This window comes from Curtobacterium luteum, from assembly GCF_014646995.1.
GTDB classification, from domain to species: domain Bacteria; phylum Actinomycetota; class Actinomycetes; order Actinomycetales; family Microbacteriaceae; genus Curtobacterium; species Curtobacterium luteum.
In genome coordinates this window covers 107,725-129,658 of the sequence record NZ_BMOI01000005.1, presented here as the reverse complement: position 1 = coordinate 129,658, position 21,934 = coordinate 107,725, and the positions used below count along the sequence as shown (strand labels likewise).

The window sequence follows — 21,934 nt, the reverse complement described above, 5'->3', positions numbered from 1 at the left end:
AGGTTCCTCGCGGTCGGAGCGGGCGCGGACGCGGGCGGCGCACAGCCAGGCGTGAACTACCCTGGAGATCAGGATAATCACCCCGGGAGCCCCGAACTGTCCGATCAGCAGCACCCCGCCACGCCGGCACCCGCCGCGGCCACCGCGACCGCGGCGCTCGACGACCGGTACGGCCGCACGCCGTCACGGGCGCGACGGGGTCGGTTGCTGGCGATCCTCGCCGCGGTCGCGATCGTCGTGACCTTCGGTGTCTGGGTCGTGTGGGCGGGGCCGGGGCAGACCGACCACGGGCTGGACACCGACGACATCGGGTACCAGGTGCTCTCCGACCACGCCACCGTCGTGCGCAGCCAGGTGTCCGTCGACCCCGGCACCCGGGCGGAGTGCGCCGTGCAGGTGCTCGACAAGTCGTACACGATCGTCGGGTGGAAGGTCATCGACCTCCCCGCCGTGGAGCAGCGCTCGCGCACCGTGTCGACCGAGGTTCGGACGACGACGCGCGGCGTGACCGGCTTGATCCACGACTGCTGGGTTCCCTAGACTGCTGTGATCCGCAGAGCGAGACCGGCCACACCGGCCGGTCTCGCTCTTTGTCGAAGGGATCACGATGAGCAACGACACCCAGGGCACCTGGTTGACCCAGGAGGCACACGACCGCCTCCAGGCGGAGCTCGAGCAGCTGTCCGGTCCGGCCCGGAAGGAGATCGCGGACCGCATCGAGGCGGCGCGTGAAGAGGGCGACCTCAAGGAGAACGGCGGCTACCACGCCGCGAAGGAAGAGCAGGGCAAGATCGAGGCCCGCATCCGCCAGCTGACGGAGCTCCTCAAGCACGCCACGGTGGGCGAGGCCGACTTCGACGGCACCGCCGAGCCCGGCACGGTCGTCACGGCCGTGATCGCCGGCGACGAGTCGACGTTCCTCGTCGGCAACCGCGAGATCGTCGGCGAGGGCTCGGACCTCACGGTCTACAGCCCGGTCAGCCCGGTCGGTGCCGCCATCCTCGGGCTGCGCGCCGGTGAGAAGACGAGCTACACCGCCCCGAACGGCAAGGAGATCGCCGTCGAGGTCACGAAGGTCGAGCGCTACGAGCCGTAGGCGCTCGTCACACCGACCCCGCGGACGTGTCGCGCGGGTCGAACCACGAAACCGACGTCGAACCGGGCCAGCGCCCAGGTCCCACGTCGGTTTCGTGGTTCCACGGCGCCGGTCGAGTTCAGCGCGCGACGACATCCCGGTGCGCCAGCGCGCGGCGGCACGGGAAGCACACCAGGTCGCCGACCGCGACGTCCGCCGGGAGCACCGCGTCCACGCCCGCGGTGCCGGTCGGGTTCGTGGTCACCGTGACGGCCGCGGAGGCCGCCACCGACGGGCGACCGATCAGCCGGGCCTCGGTCAGCACCGCGCAGTCGGGCAGCACGGCGTCGAGCTCGACGAGGAGCACGCCCCACGGGCGTCGGACGCGCGTCACGGCAGCGACGGTCACGCACACCGTTCGCGGCTGCCAGTCGCGCGGGCGGTACCGCGGCGGGGCCTCCTCGGCGGTGTGCACGCAGGGCGTCCCCGCGACGGCCGCGAGCCGCTGCATCGACACCGCCCGCACGGTCACGTCGTCGACCGTCGCGGCGGTGGCTGCGGGCCACACGGTCGGGTCGAGCGGATCGGGAAGCGAAGCGCGGAGCGTGGGGAGGATCGACGTGAGGGTCATGACGGCAGCCTCACGCGCCTCCCGGCCGGCGTCGCCGTCGCGAACGGAACCCTGACGGAGCGGACCCGGACCCGTGCGGTCTGCTGACGGAGCGGTCGGCTGACGCGACGTCACCTGACGCCGCGGGCGTGCCCTCGCCGCGGGCGCGCCCCCGGTGCCTCAGCGCGCGATCATCTCGGGTCGGAAGCCGGCCTCCTGCAGGCGACCGAGGACCTCCTGCGCGTGCTCGGGACCCCGGGCCTCGATCGAGAGGTCGAGCGCGACCTCGTTGATGACGAGCCCCTGACCGTGTCGGGTGTGGAGCACCTCGACCACGTTCGCGCCCGCGTCGGAGATGACCTGCGCCACCCGCGCGAGCTGCCCCGGACGGTCCGGGAGCATGATCCGGATGCCGATGTACCGCGACGCCGCGACGAGACCGCGGGTGATGAGGCGCTCCATCATGAGCGGGTCGATGTTGCCGCCGCTCAGGAGCACCACGGTCTTGCCCGCGTCGCGCACCGAGCCGGCCATGATCGCCGCGACACCCACCGCGCCGGCCGCCTCGACGACGAGCTTCGCGCGCTCGAGCAGCACCAGGAGCGCGCGGGCGACGTCGTCCTCGGTCACCGTGACGACCTCGTCGACGAGGTCACGGATGATCGGGAAGTTCATGTCGCCCGGGCGCGCGACCGCGATGCCGTCGGCGATGGTCGGGGTGGTCTGGACGGTGACCGGTTCCCCGGCCGCGAGCGACGTCGGGTAGGCGGCGGCGTTCGCGGCCTGCACCCCGATCACGCGGATGTGGCGTCCCTGCCGCTCGGCGATGCCCTTGACCGCGAGGGCGATCCCGGCGATGACGCCGCCGCCGCCGATCGGCACGACCACCGTGTCGGCGTCCGGCACCTGGTCGAGGATCTCGAGGCCGAGCGTGCCCTGGCCGGCGATCACCGCGGGGTGGTCGAACGGCGGGATGAAGACGGCACCCGTCCGGTGCGCGAAGTCCTTGGCGGCACTCAGGGCCTCCTCGACGGAGTGCCCGCGGAGGACGACGTCCGCGCCGTAGTGCCGCGTGGCCTGGAGCTTGGGCAGGGCGACGCCGACGGGCGTGAAGATCGTCGCCGGGATCCCGAGTTCCCGGGCGGCGAGGGCGACACCCTGCGCGTGGTTGCCCGCACTCGCGGCCACGACCCCCTTGGCGCGCTGCTCCGGGGTGAGCGCGGCGAGGCGGTTGTACGCGCCGCGGACCTTGTACGCGCCGGTGCGCTGCAGGTTCTCGCACTTGAGGTGCACGGGTGAGCCGAGGAGCTCCGCGAGGTACTGGGACGACTCCATCGGGGTCACGCGGGCGACGCCGGCGATGGTCGCGCGAGCGGCCTCGATGTCCGCGAGCGTGGGGATCGCTGCGGTCGGGAGCTGGGGCGCGGTGGTGTCGGTCACGTGCCCATCATCCTCGCTCGCGGTCGTCGCCGCGAACTCGTGACGCGTGCGCGGCGACTCGTGACGCGTGCGCGGCGACTCGTGACGTGTGCGCGGCGACTCGTGACGCGTGCGCGGCGACTCGTGACCCGTCCGGGGCCGGGGCGCGCCGCGGGCACGGCCACGCGCCGCCCCGCAGCGTGCGGACTCAGCCGGCGGTGCCCTTCGACGCGGTCGGCTGCTGGTCGCTGCCGGGCTCGGGGACGTCGTCACGGTGCCGCTTCCGCCACTTCCGCCGACGCTTCTCCTCCTTGTTCGCCGCGTGGCCGCGCTGCTGCGCCTCGAGCACGTGGTCGGAGTCGAGCCCGCGCCACCGCCCGCTCGCGATGGTCGTCACCATGGAGTTCAGGGTGGCGATGAGCGGGACGGCGAAGAACGCGCCGGCGATGCCCGCGAGCCCCGAGGCCGCGGTGACGCCGAGGACGACCGCCAGGGGGTGCACCTTGACTGCGTTGCCCATCACGAGCGGCTGCAGGATGTGGCCCTCGATCTGCTGCACGGCGAGGACGACACCGAGCATGATGAGCGCCGCACCCCAGCCGTTGAACAGCAGCGCGACGATGACGGCGAGGATGCCGGTCACGATCGCACCCACGACGGGGATGAACGCGCCGAGGAAGACGAACACGGCGATCGGCACGACGAGCGGCAGCTGCAGGGCGGCCGCGCCGATGCCGATGCCGACCGCGTCGACGAACGCGACGAAGATCTGCACCTTGACGAAGCTCGTCAGGGTCGTCCACCCCGCGACGCCGGCACCGTCGATCGCCGGGCGGGCCTTGCGCGGGAAGATCCGGACGACCCAGCGCCAGACGTTCTTGCCGTCGATGAGCAGGAAGATCACCGTGAAGATGACGACGAAGAGCCCGGTCAGGACGTGGGTCAGCGACGAGCCGACGCTCGCGGCGCCGGAGAGGATCGACCCGGAGTTGTCCTGGAGCCAGTTCGTCGCCTGGTTCAGCGAGTTGTTGAAGTCCTTCTCGCTGATGTCGAGCCCGGAGTTCTGGAGCAGTTGCTGCACGGAGTCGTACTGCTGCAGCGCCCGGTCGCGCAGCGAGGGCCGCGCGGCCGCGATCTGGTCGACGACGAGCCAGATCAGCCCGCCCACGGCGGCGAGCCCACCGACGAGGCTGACGAGCACCGCGATCCACTTCGGCACGTGGTGCCGCTGCAACCAGTTCGACAGCGGCACGAGCAGCGACGCCACCACGATGCCGATGAGGAACGGGATGAGCACCTCGCTGAACAGCATGACGAGGTAGATGAACACCGCCACCACGCCGAGCACGACGAGCACGCGCCACGACCACGCCCCCGCGATCCGCATGCCTGTGGGCACCGAGTCCTCGACGACGGGATCGGGATGAGTCTTCTTGCTGCCCCAGGCCATGCCCGCCACTGTAGCGATGTGCAACCTGACAGGTTCCGGATCAGGCATACGGGCCCCGGGAGGGCGTGTCGGAGGGGATCGGTAGCGTCGGGGCACGGTCAGGACCACGCTCTCCGCCGCCGAGGCTCGACGGGTCGCGCTCGCCGCGCAGGGCTTCGGCTCGGCGCCGGCGCCGGCGGTGTCGACGCGGGCGCTGAACAGCGGGTTCGCCCGGCTCGGCCTGCTGCAGATCGACAGCGTGAACGTCTTCGAGCGCAGCCACTACCTCCCGCTCTTCGCCCGGCTCGGCGCCTACGACCGGGCCACGCTCGACCGGCTCACCACAGCCAGACGCGGCCCGTACCTGGAGTACTGGGCGCACGAAGCCGCCTTCATCCCACGCGACGACCTCCCGCTGTTCCGGTGGCGCATGGACGCGTTCCGCGAGCGTGACGCCCGACCGAACCGCGTCGAGCAGGTCGCCCGCACGGAGCGGGTCCGTCACGAGCTCCGGGCGCTGCTGCGTGCCGAGGGCCCCTCCCCCGCGAGCGCGGTCGAGCACGAGTCGAACGTGCGCCGCGGGCCGTGGTGGGGGTGGAGCGACGTCAAGATCGGCCTCGAGCAGATGTTCCGCTGGGGCGAGGTCGTCAGTGCCGGCCGGTCCGGCTTCGAGCGGGTCTACGCGTTGCCGGAGCAGGTGCTGCCGGACCGCTTCCTCGACGACGCACCGGACCGCACCGACGCCGTCCGGGAACTCGTCCGGCGAGCGACCCGGGCGCTCGGGGTCGGCACGCGCGCGGACATCGCGGACTACTACCGGCTCCGGGCGGACGACACGGGGCGAGCCCTCGCCGAGCTCACCGAGGCGGGTGAGGTCGTCCCGGTGCGGGTCGACGGGTGGACGGACCGTGCGTGGCTGCACGCGGACGCCAGGGTTCCCCGGAGCACGTCGGCGGACGCGGTGCTCAGCCCGTTCGACCCGGTCGTCTGGTTCCGCCGGCGGGCCGAACGGATGTACGGCTTCCACTACCGCATCGAGATCTACACGCCGGCGCCGAAACGGGTGTTCGGGTACTACGTGCTGCCCGTGCTGCAGGACGACCGCCTGACCGGACGGATCGACCTCAAGAGCGACCGGCAGCGCGGAGTGCTCCGCGTCCGCACGGCGTGGGAGGAGCCCGGGGAGCACCTCGACGCCGAGCGGCTGGCCGAGGTGCTGCGGCGCACAGCGGCGTGGCAGGGGCTCGGCGGGGTGGAGGTCACCGATCGCGGGACCGCTGCGCGCGCGCTGGCCGGGGCCCTCGGCGTCGCGCTGGTCCCGCACGAGTCGGCGGACGACACGGACGTGGCCGAGCCGCTCCCGGACCTGGAAGTCACCGTCTGACCGGCCGGGAGGCCCGTGGCGGCGCCGTCACGGGCCTCCCGGCGGCGCCGCCACACCCTGGGCGCGGTGCGCCGTGCTGCACGCCGATGACCGCGCCCTGAGCGCGGTGCGCTGCGCGCCGCGCCACGCCACGCCACGCCGCGCCGCGCCACGCCGCGCCACGGAGCGGAGGGGAGCGCCGCTCGTCCGGTCAGAACCGGTCGAGGCTCCCCCGCAACCGCGCGATGCGGTCGGGCAGCGGCGGGTGCGTCGAGAACAGCCGGTCCATCACGCCCGGCCGCATCGGGTCCGCGATCCACAGGTGCGCCATCGACGAGTTCTGCGTCCGCATCGGACGGCCGTACGCGCTGAGCTTCTCGAGGGCGCGTGCAAGCCCTTCGGGGTGCCTCGTCGTCATCGCACCGGTCGCGTCCGCGAGGTACTCCCGCTGCCGCGACACCGCTGCCTGCACGGCCACGGCGGCGATCGGGGCGACGATGACGGCCACGAGACCGGCGACGAGGAGGATCGGGTTGCCGCCGCCGTTGTTGTCGTTCCGGCTCCGCCCGCTCAGCCCGCTGAAGATCGAGATGCGGAGCAGGACGTCGGCGATGAGCCCGACCGCGACGACGAGCCCGAAGACCATCGTCGAGACGCGGATGTCGTAGTTCCGGACGTGCCCGAGCTCGTGCGCCATGACGCCCTCGAGTTCCTGGTCGTCCATGATCCCGAGCAGTCCCGTGGTCGCGGCGACGACGGCGTGCTCGGGGTCGCGCCCGGTCGCGAAGGCGTTCGGGGACGGATCGTCGACCACGTACACCCGGGGCATGGGCATGCCCGTCGCGATCGCGAGGTTCTCGACCGTCCGCCACAGCCGGGGTTCGGTCGTCCGGTCGATCTCGACGCCGCCCGCGATGGCCGTGGCCTGGCGAGCGGCGGTGAAGTACTGCAGCACCGCGTACCCGATCGCGACGACGAGCACGATGACGCCGATGGAGACGTTGCCCGCGAGGTACCCGCCGAGGAACCCGAGGGCGCCGACGAGCAGCAGGAAGACCAGGACGATCAGGACGGTGTTGCGCTTGTTCTGCGCGATCGCGCGGTACACGGCAGGGCGCTGCGGTCGGTCGTCCGGGTCAGAACTGGACGCGCGGGGGCTCGGCGATGGCCGCCGGTTCCGCGGTCTCGAAGAACGACGCCTCGGTGAAGCCGCGGTTCTTCGCGAAGGCGGAGTTCGGGAAGACGCGGATCTTCGTGTTCAGCTCACGGACCCCGCCGTTGTAGAAGCGGCGGGCGGACTGGATCTTGTCCTCGGTGTCGACCAGTTCCGACTGCAGCTGCAGGAAGTTCTGGCTCGACTGGAGCTGCGGGTAGCCCTCGGCGACCGCGAACACGCTCTTGAGGGCCTTCTGCATGTGGCCCTCGGCAGCGGAGGCGGCATTCGCGTCGCCGGCGCTGAGGGTCTCGGCGCGCGCGGCGGTCACGTCCGTGAAGACCGCTTTCTCGTGGGCGGCGTAGCCCTTGACCGTGTCGACGATGGTCGGGATGAGGTCGGCTCGCCGCTTGAGCTGCACCGAGATGTCGCTCCAGGCCTCGTCGACCCGGACCTTCAGCGTGACGAGCGAGTTGTACGTCACCCAGAGGTAGATCCCGATGACCACGAGGACGACCACCACCACTCCGACGACGATCAGCGTCGTGATGAGTCCGGTGTCCATGCGGGCGTACTCCTTTGCGCGTCGGGAACCGCGCGGTGACCGCGGTCGGGCTGGTCCGGGCGACGGGGACGACCGGGAACGGCCGTTCGGCGGTCGCGCGGGACCACCGCCGAGTCTACCGACGCTCAGCACCCGTCCGAGTCCCGCTTGCTGGTTCACGGGCGATTCCCGAGTCGCGCACACCGGGTGTTCGGGCTCGGCCCGCGCCCGCGGGATCATCCGCGAGGCGGATTGACCAACGGGCCGTCTTCGCGTGGGATGGGACCGGTGAACACGCCCGGGGAGAACGTGGAGCGGGCCGTCGGGGGCGACGGCCCCGTCCGGCGTCCCCCGACGGCGGCGGCCCGCCGGAAGCGGACCGTGATCGTCTCGACCACGCTGGCGGTCGCGGCGGTCCTCGCCGGTTTCGTGATCGCGCCAGCAGCGAGCGCCGCCACCACGCCGAGCACCGCCACGCCGGGCGCCGGCTCCGCGACGGTGGGCACCACGACCGCACGGGATGCCGCCACCGCCGCACAGCGCAGCACGACGACCGCGGACGAGGGCGGCGGCGACGGCGACTTCCTGCCCGGCGCGACGCCGGACCCGTCGGACACCCCCACGGGCCCGGTCTTCGGCCACCCGACGCCCACGAACCCGCCCTCGTCCACCCCGCCGGTCGCGCCGACCATCGCCGACCCGGGCGACATCACCACCGGCACGGCCCGGTTCCACGGGACCGGGACACCGGGCCACCACGTGCGCGTGGCCTCCGACCGGGCAGTCTCCTGCTCCACCGTCGTCGGTCGCGACGGGACGTGGGCATGCCTCGGGACGGTGACCTCCGGCCCTGCCCAGGTGTTCACCGCGACCGACACCGATGCGCAGTCCCTCGGTTCCGCCGCCGCCCCCTCCTCCGACGTCATCACCCCGCCGACGCTCGCGACCACGGGGACGTCGAACGGCACCGTCGCCGGTGACGGCCGGGCCGGAGCACGGGTCACGGTGAGCGCTGCCGGGTCCTCGGCCGGATGGGACGCCACCGTCGGCGCCGACGGCCGCTGGACCGTGTCGCTCCCCCGGAGCGTCCGCGACGGTCGCCTCGAACTCGTCGCGAGCCAGACCGCGAGCACCGCGACCGGCTACCGTTCCGACCTCCGGAGCGCGGTCTCCGCCCCGCGGACGCTGACGCTCGACCGCACCGTCCCGGCCGCCCCGCGCATCCTCGACCCGGGCGCCGGCGACCGGGTCCGGACGCAACCCCTGGTGGTGTCCGGCTCCGGCGAGCCCCGCGCCGTGGTCACGGTGGCGGTCGATCGTTCCCCCGTGTGCATCGCGACGGTGTCCGCCGACGGCACGTGGGCGTGCTCGACGGCGCGCTCCGTCGTCCGGCCGGGCGCCCACTCCCTCACGGCGCTGCAACGTGACGCCGCAGGGAACACCTCGCGGTCGTCGACCCCGGTCGCGGTCGTCGTGACCGTCGCGTCCGCGGGGCCCACGGCGACGACGGGCAGCGGGACCGGGACACCCGGGCCGATCACCGGCGCCGGGACCACCACGGGAGCCGCGAGCGGCCACGGACCGGACGGCAGCGAGCCGTCCGGCACCGGTCCCGCCGGCGGGAGTTCCGACGGCGGTCACGACGGCTCGACGACCGGTGGTGCCGCTGCGGGCTCGTCCGGCTCGGGTCCGAACGCCGGCGCGTCGGGCGGCCGTGGCCTGGACTGGTCGGGGCCCGCGGGCGACTGGAGCGCCCGCACTGCCTACGACCAGGCCGTCCCGACCATCCAGTCGGTGTTCTCCTGGCGAACGGTCGTGATCGCGACCGCGGTCGCCACGGGCTTCCTCGTCCTCATCGCTGCGCCGCTCGCGGTCGTCGCCGGGGTGGCACGCGGGCGCATCCGATCGCCGTTCGCTGCGCTCCTCGGCCGCAACCGCCCCCGCACCGGGCGTTCCGGCGCCGAGGACGCCCTGCCGACCTGGGTCTCCGTCGTGTCCTCCGTGACCATCGCCACGCTGTGCACGGTGCTCGGGACCGGGATCTCGCTCGAGGCCCGCTACGTCCGACTCGCGGTCGCGGTGGCCGTCGGCTCAGCGCTGCTCACCGCAGCGTTCGTGCTCGCCACCCGCTGGGCTGCCGGTCACGACCGGCACCTCGTCGGTCACCGCGTGTCGCCCGTGCTCGTGCTGGCCGCCCTCGTCGCGTGCGCGCTGACCCGCGCGGGGGACCTCTCCCCCGCCCTCGTCGTCGGCGTCGTCCTCGTGCCCACGGGTCGAGCGGACCTCGGCACCGGACCGATGCGTCTCGGCTCGGAGGTCGCGGGCCGTCTCCGTGGTGCCACGTGGCGGTCGGCGGCGTTGCTCGTGCTCGCCGTCGCCGGGTGGGGAGTGCACAGCGTCGCGGGTCGTGGCGGCTTCTGGACGTCGCTCGTCTCGGACGTCGCGATCACCCTGTGCGTCGGTGGCCTCGGTGCCGCCGTCGTGTCGCTCCTGCCGTTCACGGGGTCGGCGGGCGCCGCGCTGCTCGCCGGGGCGCGCGGCCGGTACGCCGCGCTCGTCCTGGTCGCCACCGCGCTCGCGGCCGCCGTGTACTCCGGTAGCACGGGCACCCACGTCGCCCCGGCCGCGCGGGTCGTCGCCGTCGTCCTGAGCATCGCCGCCGCCGTGGCCGCTCGCCTGTGGGCCCGCGCGGACGCCACCGCGCCGTCGTGACGCGCGGCGCTGCGGCGCTCCGGCGCTCGGCGTCCTGACGCCCGCGCATCCCCGGCGCACGCCTCGGCGCCGTCCTGACGCCGGGGGACCACCGCGGATACGCTGACGATCGGTGTGCGAACGCACGAGGAACGTCCAGGGAGCGACGATGACCGACACCCATTCCGACTACGACCCGACGCGCTTCCGGGAGGTCTTCGAGGGCAGCTACACCTACGCGAACGGCTTCGCACGGAACCGGCACCGCTTCGCGAACCGCCCGGCCCTCCGCGACCCGGACACCGACCGCTCCTGGACCTACGCCGAGCTCGGCGACGCCGTCGACCGCGTCGGCGGGTGGCTCCTCCGCCACGGCGCGACGACCGGGTCGGTCGTCATGGTCGAGCTCTTCAACGGCCCCGAGTTCGCCATCACCTACCTCGCGTGCCACCGCATCGGCGCGGTCTTCTCGCCCACGAACTTCCGGCTCGCCCCGGACGAGGTGGCCTTCATCGTCGAGGACTCCGCCCCCGTGGTCCTCGTGCACGACGCCGCGCGGAACGCCGAGATCGTCCAGGCCCTGGAGACGTCCGACCACCGTCCCGCCCACGTCGTGACGGTCGGCGGCGACCGTGACCAGTTCGCCGAGCTCCTCGGCGCCGATCCCGTCTCGGCCGACGAGCTCGCCGCGGCCGAACCGCGCGACACCTACGCCGAGACGACCCGCCTCCACACGAGCGGTACGACCGGGCGACCGAAGCCGGTCCCGCTGCCGAGCCTCGTCGAGGTACTCAGCGCGCACGACGTGATCATGCACTTCCCGCTCAGTCCGTTCGACAAGACGCTCAACATGTCGCCGTTGTTCCACCGCGGCGGTCTGTACTCCGGCGGCCCGAACCCGGTCTTCTACGTCGGCGCCGAACTCACCACCCTCCGCCACTTCGACGCCGACCGGGTCCTCGACCTGGTGGAGTCGGAGCAGCTGACGTTCCTCATCGGCGCTCCCCCGAACCTCGTCGCGCTCGCGAACGCGCAGGAGGCGAGGCCCCGCGACCTCTCGAGCCTGCACGGCATCGTGACGATGGGCGCACCGCTCGACCGGGCCGCCGCCCTGCGCTACCAGGAGCTCCTGTCGCCGCGGATCTTCAACGGCTACGGCACGACGGAGACGTTCTGGAACACGTTCCTCCGACCGGAGGACTTCCCCGACGGTGCCGGCTCGACCGGGCGCGCCAGCACGGACGACGACGTCGCCGTCGTGCGCGTCCACGAGGACCGGTTGGCGGCCCCGACCGACACCGTCGCCAAGGACGGCGTCGAGATCGGCGAGTTCGCCGTCCGCACCGTGAAGTCGGGCTACTCGTACCGGAACCCCGGTCTCGAGGCGGAGAAGTTCGCGAACGGCTGGTTCTACCCGGGCGACCTCGCCACGTGGGACGAGCACGAGCGCGTGACGATCGTCGGTCGCAAGGACGACATGATCATCTCCGGCGGCGAGAACGTGCACCCCGTCCAGGTCGAGGCCGCGCTGCAGGAGCACCCCGGCGTGGCGGACGCGATCGTCGTCGGGATCCCCGACGAGCAGTGGGGCGAGGTCGTCACCGCGTACGTCGTGCGCGCACCGGGCAGGCTGCCCGAGGACGACACCGAGGCAGCGGCCGTCCTCGAGGTGTGGACGGCCTCCCACCCGGGCCTCGCCCGGTACAAGCGGCCGCGGCGCTACGGCTTCGTCACGGAGCTCCCGTACAACGCCACCGGCAAGAAGGTCCACTACCTCGCCAAGGCGACCGCGGCGGCGGACCAGGCGGCGGGCCGTCTCATCGCGCCCTGACGGGTCGCCACGTCCTGACGCGTCGCCCCCGGCGCCGGCGCACCACTCGTCGGACGGGAGGCACGGTGCGGGCCGGCACCGCGCCTCCAGTCCGGTGGGTCAGCCCTGGCCGCGGTGCGGCGCGTTCCGGCGGAACAGCCCGGGGAGCAGTCCACCGATCTTGGTGCCGACGCACAGGCTGACGAAGGTCGCGAGCGGGGTGGCGAGCGCCACCGGGTCGAAGGTCGCGACCGCGACGAGGCCGACCGTGCCGGGCACCAGCAGGAGGAACGCGGGGAAGAACGACACGTTCGCCGGGATGACCGGGACGATCCGTTCGAGCACGCGCGTCGCCACGAAGAGCAGGGCCGCGGTGGCGCCGGTCGCGACCACGCTCCCGCCGATCGGCGTGATGCCGGTGAGCAGGCCGTACGCGGACGTCATCACCACGACGGACACGAGGGTGAGGCGCCACCCGGACTGGAAGACCAGGCCGAGCCCGACGGCGAGGAACACCACCGCGACCCACGAGACCCAGTAGGGCGGCACGGCCTCCCACCCGCCGCGGTCGGTGCCGACGCCCGCGACCTCGCCGACGAGCGCCGCGGAGGACGGGTCGACGTGGAGGCCCGTGAGGGCGCTGCCCGCGGCGATGCCCGCCGCCATGAACCCGAGCATGATGATGCCCTGCATGAGCCGGGACGAGCCCGTGACGATGTCGGCGGCGGTGAGCTCGAGCAGGGCGTTCGTGATGAGCGCACCGGGGACGAACACGGCGACCGGGGCACACACGGCGAACAGCGGCACGTGGTCGAAGCCGGTGCCCGCGGCGACCAGGCCGACGATGGCCGTCGACACGAAGGCGGCGAGGAACGGCACGATCGCGAGCGCCTCACGGAAGCGACGGAGCACGAGGCCGATCACCCCGACGAGGGCGCCGACGCCGAGGGCGAGGAGCACCGCCCACCACGGGCAACGGAACACGACGGCGAGCCCGGCCGAGGTCAGCGCGTTGCCGAGGATCCACGGCAGCGGTGCGGGCAGCCGGGTGCTCGCGCGGATCGCTCGGACCCGGGCGGGGATCTCGGCGAGGCCGATCGAGCCGCTCTCCAGGCCGAGGACGATCCGGTTCGCCCGGGCGGACTGGCGTGCGGAGAGCTCGACGCCCTCGGCGTTCACGATCGTCGCGGCGCCGGTCGCGGTCTCGCTGACGATGACGAGTGCGGGCAGGACCCCCACGGCGAGCTCGGGGCCGATGCCGGCGGCGTCGCGGGCCTTCTCGAGAGCCGAACGGACGTCGGTGACCGAGCTGCCGGCGTCGAGGAGGAGGGCGCCGAGGGTGCCGAGGAGCATGCCGACCGGGACCGCTTCGCCGTCGATGACCTCGACGTGCGGTTCGGGGCGGCGGAGGGTGTTGCGCAGCTGGGCGATGGCGCTTCCGAGTCCGACCACGAGTGTCGATGGTAGCTGGCGCGGCGGGGCGGGCGCGGGGCGGGGCGGGGCGGGGCGGGGCGGGGCGGGGCGGGGCGCGGCGGCGCGCGGCGGGGGCCGAGTCTCGCGCGCAGCGACAGTTTTCGCGCCTTCTCCCCCGAGAAGTGTCGCTGGCCCCGAGTCTCGGTCCGGCCACCCCGAGTCTCGGTCCGGCCACCCCGAGTCTCGTGCGTACCCCCGGTGGGACTCGAACCCACAACTCGGCGGTTGTAAGGCGGGTGTCGGTGACCCTGCGCGTACCCCCGGTGGGACTCGAACCCACAACTCGGCGATTTTAAGTCGCATGCCTCTACCGATTGGGCCACGGGGGCGGGCCGCAACAGCCTACCGAGCCGCACCCGCCTCCCCGGACGCCGCCACCCGGAGAACGCCGGACGGCGGCCACCCCGCAGGGTGACCGCCGTCGGTGGTGGTGCTGGTGCCTACTTCGCCTCTGCGGACGCCTCGGCCTTCACCGGCTCGGCCTCCTTGGAGACGTCCTCGGCGGGCGTCGCGTACGCGGGGCCGGCGGCGTCGGCCGGCTTGCCCTCCTCCGGCGCAGCGGCGGCAGCCGGGGCCGGCGCCTCGACGGCGGGCTTCGGACGCGAAGCGAACGCCTCGAACGCAGCGCGCGGGGTCTCGCGGTCGTCCAGCGACGCGATGTCGCGGCCGAGGAAGAAGCCGCCCACCCAGTCGCCGATGACGCGCCACTTGCGCTCCCACGACGGCATCGCGAGGCCGTGGTAGCCGCGGTGGGCACCCCAGGCCAGGAAGCCCTTCATGGCGAACTTGCCGGACTGGAACACGCCGATGCCGAGACCGAGGCCCGCGACCGCGCCGAGGTTCTCGTGCTTGTAGTCGGTCGTCGCCTCGCCGCGGATGACCGCGACGAGGTTCTTGGCGAGCTGCTTCGCCTGACGGACCGCGTGCTGGGCGTTCGGCACGCAGAAGCCGCCGACGCCACCGCCGGTGAGGTCCGGCACGGCCGCGACGTCGCCGCAGGCCCATGCATCGGCGATCACACCGTTGTCGTCGACCACGCGCAGGTCAGGCTGGACGCGGATGCGACCACGCTGCTCGAGCGGGAAGTCGGTGCCCTTGACCATCGGGTTCGCCATGACGCCGGCGGTCCAGATGATGAGGTCGGACGGGATCGTCTGGATCGACTCGTCCTTCGCCTTGAGCTGGCAGACGCCGCCCTCGGCCGACGCGAGCTGCGTCTCGAGGTGCACGGTCGCCCCACGGGACGCGAGGTTCTCGAGCACCCAGTGCGAGGTCTCGAGCGACACCTCGGGCATGATGCGACCCATCGCCTCGACGAGGTGGAAGTGCGTGTCGTCGAAGGACAGCTGCGGGTAGCTCTTGAGCAGGTCGGAGACGAACGAGCGCAGCTCGGCGAACACCTCGATGCCGGCGAAGCCACCGCCGACCACGACGACGGTCAGGAGTCGGTCACGCTCGGGCCCGGCCGGCAGGTTCGCCGCCTTGTGGAAGTTCACGAGGATCTTGTCGCGGATCGCGGCGGCTTCCTCGATGGTCTTGAGCCCGATCGCCTCGTCGGCGACACCCGGGATCGGGAACGTGCGCGAGACCGCACCGGCCGTCATGACGATCTGGTCGTAGGTCTCCTCCCACGGCTCACCCTCGGACGGCGTGATCGTCGCGGTCTTCGCGGCGTGGTCGACCTTCGTGACCTTCGCCGTGACGACGCGGGTCTTCTTGAGGTGACGACGGTGCGACACGACGGCGTGACGCGGCTCGATCGAACCGGCGGCGACCTCGGGCAGGAACGGCTGGTACGTCATGTACGGCAGCGGGTCGACCATGACGACCTCGGCTTCGCCCTGACGCAGGTGCTTCTCGAGCTTCCAGGCGGTGTAGAAACCGGCGTAACCGCCGCCGACGACGAGGATCTTGGGCACGGGGGATGATCTCCTTGGAGTGGGGTGGTTTGCCGGGAGGCTGGTCAGAGTTCGCCGCCACCCGCCCCGACTCCGGCGTCTGCACCCTCATCATACGCCCGGCACTCGCACCGGGAGGGCGACCAGTCCACACGCTCGAGCGCGAGGTCACCGATGGGGTTGACGCCGGGTCCGGCGGCGAGGGCGTGACCGACGAGGGCGTGGAGGCACTTCACGCGGGTGGGCATGCCACCGGCACTGATGCCGTCGATCTCGTCGACGTGCTCGATCGACTCACGGTCGGCCAGGTAGGACTCGTGGGCGGCGCGGTACTGGTCCGCGACCTCCGGGTCCTCGAGCAGGGCTGCCAGCTCGGGCATGACCTGGTTGGCCTCGAGGGTGCTGACCGCGGCGGTGGCCGCGGGGTGGCACAGGTAGTACAGCGTCGGGAACGGGGTGCCGTTCGACAGCCGGGGCTTCGTGGACACGACCGTGGGGTTGCCACAGACGCAGCGTGCCGCGATCCCGATGACGTCGCGAGCCGGTCGCCCGAGCTGCGCCGAGACGACGCGGACGTCGTGCTCGGAGGGCGGGTCGAAGGGAGGGGTCGTCACGGGTACGTGAGCCTACCCGAGTCCGAGGCGTCGTCCTACTTCGTGTCGCCGGTGCCGGAGACGTCCGGCGCGACGAGCTGTTCCGCGCTCTCGTCGGTCAGTCCCGATTCCAGGACCGAGGACAGCATGGCCTGCACCCAGTCGACCTTGGGCGTCTGCACCGTCGAGCTCACGGGCGTCCCGGAGTCGGTGCGCGGACGGCTCGACGACCCCGCGTCCTCGCTGCCCATGACGAGGTAGCTCTCCTCGCCCGGGTAGACGTAGAGGAGACGGTCGCGTGCCTGCGCCTCGATGTAGGCCGGGTCGTCCCAGCGGGCGACGTCCTGGCGCTTCTGCGCGACGTCGGACTTCTGCGCGGCGACCTGGTGCTGCTGCTGCGCGATCTGCTCCTGCTGCTGGATGAGGGTGCGCAGCGATGGCGCGAGGACCACGACGAAGAGCACGATGATCGCGAGCATGAGCAGGCTGAAGCCGGAGAACCGGATCGACCGGTACCAGGGCTGGTGCGCGGCCGCCCCGGCCTGCGGCAGCGCGACCGGGACGCGGCGGACGCGGGGCTTCTGGCTGGGCACGTCCCGACGATAACCCGCACGGTCGCGTGGCCGGGCCCGGCACGCGGGTGTCGGGCACCCTCCCAGCGTCGGCCTGGAGGCACGGCTCGACTCCGTCCCGCTGCTCTTGTCACCGGGACGGCGGACGACGAGACGCCGCCCTCCCGGAGGAGGACGGCGTCTCGAGGTCCGGCTGGGTGTTACAGGGCAGCCGCGCGCGGGAAGGCCGAGCGACCGGCGTACACCGCGGCGTCGCCGAGTTCCTCCTCGATGCGGAGCAGCTGGTTGTACTTCGCGACGCGGTCCGAACGGGCCGGCGCACCGGTCTTGATCTGGCCGCCGTCGACCGCCACCGCGATGTCGGCGATGGTGGTGTCCTCGGTCTCGCCCGAGCGGTGCGACAGGATCGCGGTCATGCCGTGACGGTGCGCGAGCGACACCGCGTCGAGGGTCTCGGTCAGCGTGCCGATCTGGTTGACCTTGACGAGGATCGAGTTGCCCGCCTGCTCGTCGATGCCGCGCTGGAGGCGCTTCGGGTTCGTCACGTACAGGTCGTCGCCGACGAGCTGGAGCTTCGAGCCGAGCTCGGCGGTGAGGTGCTTCCAGCCCTCCCAGTCGTCCTCGGCCAGCGCGTCCTCGATGGTGACGAGCGGGTAGTTCGCGACGAGGTCGGCGAAGTAGCCGGTGAACTCCTCGCTCGAGAGCTGCTTGCCCTCGAACGCGTACTTGCCGTCGTGGAAGAACTCGGTCGCCGCGACGTCGAGGCCGAGCGCGATGTCCTTGCCCGGCGTGAAGCCGGCCTTCTCGATCGCGGCGAGCAGGAAGTCGAGCGCGGCACGGTTCGACGCGAGTTCCGGCGCGAAGCCGCCCTCGTCGCCGAGGCCGGTCGCGAGGCCCTGCTTCTTCAGCTCGCCCTTGAGGGCGTGGTAGGTCTCGACGCCCCAGCGGAGCGCCTCGGAGAACGTCTCGGCGCCGTAGGGCACGAGGAAGAACTCCTGGATGTCGACGTTGGTGTCGGCGTGCGCGCCACCGTTGACGACGTTCATCAGCGGGACGGGCAGCGTGTGCGCGTTCGGGCCGCCGAGGTAGCGGAACAGCGGCAGGTCGGCCGAGTCGGCGGCGGCGCGGGCCACGGCGAGCGAGGCGCCGAGGATCGCGTTGGCGCCGAGGCGCGACTTGTTCTCCGTGCCGTCGAGCTCGATGAGCGCGGCGTCGACGAGGCGCTGGTCGGTGGCGTCGAAGCCCTCGAGCGCCGGGCCGATCTCGTCGAGGACGGCGTCGACCGCCTTGAGGACGCCCTTGCCGCCGTAGCGGGCCTTGTCGCCGTCACGGAGCTCGTACGCCTCGAACGCGCCGGTGGAGGCACCGGACGGGACGAGCGCGCGCGAGACGACGCCGTCGTCGAGGAGGACCTCGACCTCGACCGTCGGGTTGCCTCGGGAATCGAGGACTTCGCGTGCGCCTACGGCATCGATCTGGGCCACGGGGTACTCCCTACGAGTTCGGTTGTGGTGATTGCGGGTCCGATCCTACCGAGGCTCGGTGCACGGCACGTCCCGCGCGACGCAACCGGTGGAGAACCCGCGGTGACGTCCTCGCGACGCTCAGGCGAGCGGGCGGAACTCGACGCCGTCGAGCGAGGCGGTGTCGGCACCCACCGTCGCGAACGCTCCGAACCCCTGCGCCGCGAGTCCGGCGAGCAGGTTCTTCGTGTTCTTCGTGCGCCGTTCGAGCCGGACACGGTGGTGCGACCGGAGCGCTTCGGTCTTCAACGCGGCGAGCCGGACCGGGTCGACGTCCTTGTCGCACACGAGCACGACCGCGTCGGCGGACTCCGCCTCCGGCAGCGTCACGAGGTCGACGAGCCGCTCGAAGCCCAGCGAGAAGCCCACGGCCGGGACGTCCTGCCCGAGGAACCGGCCGATCATGCCGTCGTAGCGACCGCCGCCGCCGAGGCTGTAGCCGAAGTCGGGGTGCGCGACCTCGAAGATGGTGCCGGTGTAGTAGCCCATGCCGCGGACGAGCGTCGGGTCGAAACGGAGGTCGACCCCGTCGAGCGCCGACCGGAGTCGGGCGAGGTCGGCGAAGGCGTCCTGGTCGAGCCAGTCGGCACCGGAGACCGAGTCCCAGTCCGCCCGCTCGAGCGCGCGGATGGTGTCCTCGAGTCCGGGGAGCTCGGAGCCGGTGGTCTCGCGGAGTTCCGCGGCGACGCCGTCCGCGCCGATCTTGTCGAGCTTGTCGACCGTGATCAGGGCGCGGTCCGCTGCGGCGGGCTCCGTGATCCCCCACGAGGCGAGCAGCCCGAGCAGGATCCGACGGTCGTTGATCCGGATCGACGTCCCGGACACGCCGAGGGCGTCGAGGGCGTCGGTCGTCGCTCGGATGAGCTCGATCTCGGCGAGCTGCCCGGGCTCCCCGAGGATGTCGATGTCGCACTGCACGAACTGGCGGTAACGCCCCTTCTGCGGGCGCTCTGCGCGCCACACGGGGGCGATCTGGACGGAGCGGAACACCGTCGGCAGTTCCGCACGGTGCGACGCGTAGAACCGGGCGAGCGGCACCGTCAGGTCGAACCGGAGCCCGAGGTCCGCGAGGTCGAGCGGGGCCTCGGCCGACCGGAGGTCCTCGACGCCCAGGCCGCGCTTCATCACGGCGAACGCGAGCTTCTCGTTGTCCCCGCCGAGTCCGGAGTGCAGCCGTGCCGCGTCCTCGACCACCGGCGTCTCGATCTCGTCGAAACCGTGCCGCGCGTAGACGCCGCGGACCACCCCGAGCACGTGCTCCCGACGCGCCTTGTCCGCGGGGAGGAAGTCACGCATGCCACGGGGGGCCGTCACGGTCGTCGCCATGTCGCAATCCTGCCAGACCAGCAACACGCGTTTGCGCCGTCCGGTGCCCGCTGATATTGTGAGTGCAGAACGTCGGTCCGAAGTGCCTGATCCACTCCGGACCGATCGCGAGGGCAACGTGCTGCAGTGTGCCCCGCGGTGAGCGGGCATCCCGCGCGTCCCTCGATTCCCTGGAGGTGCGCGCGGCCCGCTCGCGGGCGTCCTCCTTTTTTCGGGTTGGGAGGACGCCCGCACTCCCCTCCGCGCACGGCTCGCGAGACCCCGCTGGTCAGGCCCCGCTCAGGCCCCGCTCAGGCCCCGGCCCGACGCCCCTCGACCTCGAGCGCAGCGACGGCAGCACGGAGACTGGCGACCGGGTCGACCCCGTCCTCCCGAGCCTCCGCCACGGCACGCAGCGCTCCGATCCCCCACCCGAGCTCCACCCGACCCGCGCCCGCGATCGTCGCGGCCGTCACCGACCCCGTGCCGTCCGCGGAACCGTCTGCCACGCCCTCGACGTCGACCCGCGCACCCAGGGACGCGACGAGCGTGTCGGTGTCGACCCGCGCCTCCAGGCGTTCCAGCAGCTTCACGGCACGCTCGAGCGGCGGCATCGCCCGCGGGACCCCGTCGAGGACGCTCCGCCGCGAGGCCTTCTCGGCGGCCTTCGCCGCACGCCAGACGCGCTCGACCTCTGCGACCGTGTCCGCGCGTTCGTCGCCGAAGACGTGCGGGTGCCGTCGGACCATCTTGTCCCGGACGCCCGCCGCGACGTCCTCGAGGTCGAACGTCTCCGCGATCCCCGCGTGCAGCACGACCTGGTAGAGCACGTCGCCGAGTTCCTCGCGGAGTTCGGCCTCGTCCGCATCGTCGATGGCGTCGACGAGTTCGTAGACCTCCTCCACGGCGTACCGGGCGAGGGACGCGTGGGTCTGCTCCCGGTTCCACACACACCCGCCCTCGGGGGCGAGCAGACGGTCCACGACGGCCGCGAGGTCGGTGAGGGCGCTCATGCGGCCATGCTCGCACGAGCGCACCGGCCGGGGATCGGTGTCAGGGGCGTCCGGTACACTGGATGTGGCGTGTCGGGAAGTCTGGTCGACGGACCGTTCCCCGACCCATCGAACCGGAGCTCCATGTCGTCCCTCCTCCGTTCCCCGCGCTTCAGCGCCGTCGCCCTGCTCGTCGCGGCCGTCCTCGGCCTCGCCGTCGCGAACTCCCCGCTCGGCCCCGGGCTCGAACGCGTGCTCGACGCCCACTCCCCGTGGGGCGCGATCGGTCTCGACCTCTCGGTGTCGCACTGGATCAGCGACGGCCTGCTCGCCGTGTTCTTCCTCCTCATCGCGATCGAGCTCAAGCAGGAGCTGGTCGCGGGTGAGCTGTCGAACCCGAAGACCGCGGTGATCCCGGCGATCGCGGCTGTCGGTGGCGTGGTCGTCCCGGCCGGCGTCTACCTCGCTGTCACCACCGGGACCCAGTACGGCCACGGCTGGCCGATCCCCACCGCGACCGACATCGCCTTCGCGCTCGGCGTGCTGGCGGTGTTCGGGCGCGGACTGCCCTCGGCGGTGCGGGTGTTCCTGCTGGCGCTCGCGGTCCTCGACGACCTCATCGCGATCGTCATCATCGCGGTCGTGTTCGCGCACGACACCGACTTCCTCGCCCTCGCCGGCGCGGTGGTGGTGCTCGCGGCGTTCTGGCTCCTGGGACGCCGACTCCAGCGCGTCGAGCGCGGTCGTGGGCTGCTCATCGCGGCGCTGGTCGTGCTCGGTGTCCTCGCGTGGTGGCTCGTGTACCACTCCGGCGTGCACGCGACGATCGCGGGCGTGGCGCTCGGGCTCCTGCTCCCCCGCCCCTCCGGACACACGGTGTACGAGCGCGTCGAGCCCTTCTCGAACGGGCTCGTGCTGCCCCTGTTCGCCTTCGCCTCGGCTGCGGTCGTGGTCCCGGACGTGGGACTCGGGGAGCTGTCGCCGACCTTCTGGGCGGTGGTGCTCGCGCTGCCGGTCGGCAAGGTCATCGGGATCACCCTCTTCGGCTCGGTCGCGACGCGCATCTTCCGGGCACCCGGCCGCACGACCCTGTCCTTCGGCTCGATCATGACCGTCAGTGTGCTCGGCGGCATCGGCTTCACGGTCTCGCTCCTCATGAACGAGCTGGCGTTCGCCCGCAACGAGGAGATCCTCGACGAGGGCGTGCTCGCCGTCCTCGTCGGCTCGGGCATCGCGATGGTCGCCTCCGCCGTGGTCGTCTCGCTGCGAGCACGGCGGTACCGGGGTCGGCGCGAGCTCTCCGAGGCCGAGTCGACCGAGTAGTCGGCCGCGCCGGCAGCGTCGTCCCGGGGACGCGGCACGCTGCCCTGCCGCTGTCGCTGTCGCACGACGTCACTGTCGGACGACGTCACCGCTGTCGTGCGACAGCGGCAGCGTCGTCCCGTGCGCACGCGGGACGTCACCCCGCGCAACGAGCGACAGCG

At 72.5% G+C, this 21,934-nt stretch carries 18 protein-coding genes and 1 tRNA gene; 6 read left to right on the top strand and 13 right to left on the bottom strand.

What is annotated here, in order from left to right; translation table 11 throughout:
• Window positions 1-51: 51 nt before the first annotated feature.
• Both IEY20_RS07485 and greA read left to right on the top strand, forming a co-directional pair.
• Window positions 52-540, top strand: coding sequence for a DUF4307 domain-containing protein (locus IEY20_RS07485; protein ID WP_175328491.1), 489 nt, complete (start codon window positions 52-54; stop codon window positions 538-540).
• A 67-nt stretch (window positions 541-607) separates the two neighbouring features.
• Entirely contained in the window at window positions 608-1,096 is a 489-nt protein-coding gene (greA, locus tag IEY20_RS07480; protein WP_175328490.1) for a transcription elongation factor GreA, read from the top strand.
• A gap of 118 nt (window positions 1,097-1,214) precedes the next feature.
• Here the strand turns inward: greA and IEY20_RS07475 are convergent, their stop codons facing one another.
• From IEY20_RS07475 to IEY20_RS07465, 3 genes are all read right to left on the bottom strand, one after another.
• A complete protein-coding gene (locus IEY20_RS07475) occupies window positions 1,215-1,706 on the bottom strand; it encodes a hypothetical protein (RefSeq protein ID WP_022902297.1) in 492 nt (163 codons plus the stop codon).
• Between the two features lie 159 nt (window positions 1,707-1,865).
• Window positions 1,866-3,125 (bottom strand): threonine ammonia-lyase, encoded by a 1,260-nt coding sequence (gene ilvA, locus IEY20_RS07470; protein ID WP_175328489.1) that lies wholly within the window; start codon window positions 3,123-3,125, stop codon window positions 1,866-1,868.
• A gap of 187 nt (window positions 3,126-3,312) precedes the next feature.
• Window positions 3,313-4,554 carry an AI-2E family transporter gene (locus tag IEY20_RS07465; protein WP_175328488.1) on the bottom strand — a complete coding sequence of 414 codons (1,242 nt, stop codon included), beginning with the start codon at window positions 4,552-4,554 and terminating at the stop codon, window positions 3,313-3,315.
• A 178-nt stretch (window positions 4,555-4,732) separates the two neighbouring features.
• On the opposite strand from IEY20_RS07465, the gene IEY20_RS07460 reads away from it, so the two are divergent.
• Window positions 4,733-5,917: a winged helix-turn-helix domain-containing protein gene (locus IEY20_RS07460; protein ID WP_229727938.1), complete on the top strand. Its 1,185-nt coding sequence runs from the start codon at window positions 4,733-4,735 to the stop codon at window positions 5,915-5,917.
• Between the two features lie 190 nt (window positions 5,918-6,107).
• Here the strand turns inward: IEY20_RS07460 and IEY20_RS07455 are convergent, their stop codons facing one another.
• Window positions 6,108-7,004 (bottom strand): M48 family metallopeptidase, encoded by an 897-nt coding sequence (locus IEY20_RS07455; RefSeq protein ID WP_175328486.1) that lies wholly within the window; start codon window positions 7,002-7,004, stop codon window positions 6,108-6,110.
• 28 nt (window positions 7,005-7,032) lie between these two features.
• Entirely contained in the window at window positions 7,033-7,599 is a 567-nt protein-coding gene (locus tag IEY20_RS07450) for a LemA family protein (RefSeq protein ID WP_148286145.1), read from the bottom strand.
• A 282-nt stretch (window positions 7,600-7,881) separates the two neighbouring features.
• Between IEY20_RS07450 and IEY20_RS07445 the strand changes: the two genes are divergently transcribed.
• Window positions 7,882-10,305: an Ig-like domain-containing protein gene (locus tag IEY20_RS07445; protein ID WP_175328485.1), complete on the top strand. Its 2,424-nt coding sequence runs from the start codon at window positions 7,882-7,884 to the stop codon at window positions 10,303-10,305.
• 148 nt (window positions 10,306-10,453) lie between these two features.
• Entirely contained in the window at window positions 10,454-12,115 is a 1,662-nt protein-coding gene (locus IEY20_RS07440; RefSeq protein ID WP_175328484.1) for a class I adenylate-forming enzyme family protein, read from the top strand.
• A gap of 99 nt (window positions 12,116-12,214) precedes the next feature.
• Here the strand turns inward: IEY20_RS07440 and IEY20_RS07435 are convergent, their stop codons facing one another.
• The 8 genes from IEY20_RS07435 to IEY20_RS07400 all read right to left on the bottom strand — a co-directional run bounded on the left by IEY20_RS07435 (window position 12,215) and on the right by IEY20_RS07400 (window position 20,471).
• Complete coding sequence (locus IEY20_RS07435) at window positions 12,215-13,546, bottom strand: threonine/serine exporter family protein (protein WP_175328483.1); 1,332 nt, start codon at window positions 13,544-13,546, stop codon at window positions 12,215-12,217.
• Between the two features lie 276 nt (window positions 13,547-13,822).
• Window positions 13,823-13,896: transfer RNA gene (locus tag IEY20_RS07430), tRNA-Leu, on the bottom strand.
• Window positions 13,897-14,007: 111 nt separating this feature from the next.
• Window positions 14,008-15,486, bottom strand: coding sequence for an NAD(P)/FAD-dependent oxidoreductase (locus IEY20_RS07425; RefSeq protein ID WP_022904804.1), 1,479 nt, complete (start codon window positions 15,484-15,486; stop codon window positions 14,008-14,010).
• Between the two features lie 44 nt (window positions 15,487-15,530).
• Window positions 15,531-16,079 (bottom strand): DUF501 domain-containing protein, encoded by a 549-nt coding sequence (locus IEY20_RS07420; protein WP_175328482.1) that lies wholly within the window; start codon window positions 16,077-16,079, stop codon window positions 15,531-15,533.
• Window positions 16,080-16,114: 35 nt separating this feature from the next.
• A complete protein-coding gene (locus tag IEY20_RS07415; protein ID WP_022904805.1) occupies window positions 16,115-16,651 on the bottom strand; it encodes an FtsB family cell division protein in 537 nt (178 codons plus the stop codon).
• 179 nt (window positions 16,652-16,830) lie between these two features.
• The gene (gene eno / locus IEY20_RS07410; RefSeq protein WP_022904806.1) at window positions 16,831-18,114 is read right to left on the bottom strand and encodes a phosphopyruvate hydratase; all 1,284 of its coding nucleotides are present in this window, start codon (window positions 18,112-18,114) and stop codon (window positions 16,831-16,833) included.
• 120 nt (window positions 18,115-18,234) lie between these two features.
• Window positions 18,235-19,479 carry a histidine--tRNA ligase gene (hisS, locus tag IEY20_RS07405; protein ID WP_175328481.1) on the bottom strand — a complete coding sequence of 415 codons (1,245 nt, stop codon included), beginning with the start codon at window positions 19,477-19,479 and terminating at the stop codon, window positions 18,235-18,237.
• A 290-nt stretch (window positions 19,480-19,769) separates the two neighbouring features.
• On the bottom strand, window positions 19,770-20,471 hold the full coding sequence (locus IEY20_RS07400; protein ID WP_175328480.1) for a MazG family protein: 702 nt from the start codon (window positions 20,469-20,471) through the stop codon (window positions 19,770-19,772).
• A gap of 123 nt (window positions 20,472-20,594) precedes the next feature.
• Between IEY20_RS07400 and nhaA the strand changes: the two genes are divergently transcribed.
• Window positions 20,595-21,773: a Na+/H+ antiporter NhaA gene (gene nhaA, locus IEY20_RS07395; protein ID WP_175328479.1), complete on the top strand. Its 1,179-nt coding sequence runs from the start codon at window positions 20,595-20,597 to the stop codon at window positions 21,771-21,773.
• Window positions 21,774-21,934: the final 161 nt, after the last annotated feature.

What these genes read in the sequence shown, in the direction of transcription:
- IEY20_RS07400 (WP_175328480.1), bottom strand. Translation starts at nt 20,471, where the DNA reads ATGAGCGCCCTCACCGACCTCGCGGCCGTCGTGGACCGTCTGCTCGCC.
- IEY20_RS07465 (WP_175328488.1), bottom strand. Translation starts at nt 4,554, where the DNA reads ATGGCCTGGGGCAGCAAGAAGACTCATCCCGATCCCGTCGTCGAGGAC.
- nhaA (WP_175328479.1), top strand. Translation starts at nt 20,595, where the DNA reads ATGTCGTCCCTCCTCCGTTCCCCGCGCTTCAGCGCCGTCGCCCTGCTC.
- greA (WP_175328490.1), top strand. Translation starts at nt 608, where the DNA reads ATGAGCAACGACACCCAGGGCACCTGGTTGACCCAGGAGGCACACGAC.
- hisS (WP_175328481.1), bottom strand. Translation starts at nt 19,479, where the DNA reads ATGGCGACGACCGTGACGGCCCCCCGTGGCATGCGTGACTTCCTCCCC.
- IEY20_RS07475 (WP_022902297.1), bottom strand. Translation starts at nt 1,706, where the DNA reads ATGACCCTCACGTCGATCCTCCCCACGCTCCGCGCTTCGCTTCCCGAT.
- IEY20_RS07440 (WP_175328484.1), top strand. Translation starts at nt 10,454, where the DNA reads ATGACCGACACCCATTCCGACTACGACCCGACGCGCTTCCGGGAGGTC.